The organism is Pseudomonas sp. GM74, assembly GCF_000282455.1.
GTDB lineage: Bacteria > Pseudomonadota > Gammaproteobacteria > Pseudomonadales > Pseudomonadaceae > Aquipseudomonas.
In genome coordinates this window covers 1-1,356 of record NZ_AKJG01000136.1, presented here as the reverse complement: position 1 = coordinate 1,356, position 1,356 = coordinate 1, and the positions used below count along the sequence as shown (strand labels likewise).

The following is a 1,356-nucleotide window of genomic DNA, read 5'->3' as shown; positions in this document are numbered from 1 at the left end:
CTAATGAAATGGCTACCCCCTTCACACCCTGTGATCGCTTTCTAAACTTTCACAGGGTGTCTTTCGGAGGCTATTGCCATGAACAGCGTTGCTATTGTCGCTATCGATCTAGGGAAACATACTTTCCATCTGCATGCGCAAGATGATCGCGGCCATGAGCTCTACCACAAGAAATTCAATCGCGCAGGTCTGGCCATGCACCTGGCCAGCCTTGAGCCGTGCACGGTGGCGATGGAGGCCTGTGGTGGCGCCCACTACATGGCGCGAGAAGCGGCAAAATGGGGGCATGTGCCCAAGCTCATTGCTCCCCACCTCGTGCGTCCCTACGTAAAAAGCAACAAGAACGACTTCGCCGATGCCATGGCGATTTGCGAGGCGGCGAGCCGCCCGACCATGCGTTTTGTGTCCCCTAAAACCGAAGCGCAACAAGCGCTGGCCATGCTCAATTCGCAACGTGACGCCTACATCAAGGAGCGTACGGCCAGCGTCAATCGGATTCACGCCGGTCTGTTAGAAGTCGGTATCAGCCTGTCCCCTGGCTTTTACGCCATCAAGGAACTGCCAGCGCTGCTGGAGGAATGTTCATTTTCTGCGCAGATCAAACAACTCCTGCTGGGGCTGCGTGACCACTTCAACTATCTGGACGGGCAGGTCAAGGCTCTGGACAAGCAGGTTGAGCGCCAGGCCGCTGAAGATGATCTGGCCTCTCGCCTGATGACAATTCCTTGCGTAGGCCCGATCACCTCCAGCGTCCTGGCTGCGGAGTTGGGCAACGGCCAGCAGTTCAAGTGCGGTCGAGACTATTCAGCCTCGATTGGGTTGGTGCCCAAACAACACTCCACCGGCGACAAGACGGTACTTTTGGGCATCAGCAAGCGCGGAGACCGAAATCAGAGACGGCTGTTGATCCAGTGCGCCCGTGTGTATCTGATGGGGCTGGAACGACAGACAGGAGCGCTGGCCGATTGGGTCCGCCAGTTGTTGGCTCGCCATCATTGCAACCGTGTGGTCTGCGCCTTGGCCAACAAACTGGCAAGAATCGCCTGGTCGATCGCCGCTCACCACGATGAATTCAAGGCGAGGCCAAGCGCGATGAACGCTTGACCTCGTTGTCACCCGAGCACCACCCACCTGGTTTTGCGATGCTGGATAACAGATGACGTGAACGGCCAACCGGCCTGACGACTACCCTGGGCTCCCACAAGGCTGAAAAAGCCTTTTCACTATGAAGGGCCGTCAGGCGCGATTCTCATCGAGGCGCAGGGTCGCCACCCAGACGCCGGATAGATGAAAGCAAGCCAAACACGCATCAAAAACAGTATTGCAGAAATGGGGGTATCCATAGATGTGGGAGCG

At 57.0% G+C, this 1,356-nt stretch carries 1 protein-coding gene; it reads left to right on the top strand.

The window, feature by feature from the left end:
• The first annotated feature begins 78 nt into the window (after positions 1-78).
• Positions 79-1,104, top strand: a complete 1,026-nt coding sequence (locus tag PMI34_RS04515; RefSeq protein WP_008053122.1) for an IS110 family transposase — start codon at positions 79-81, stop codon at positions 1,102-1,104.
• Positions 1,105-1,356 lie beyond the last annotated feature (252 nt).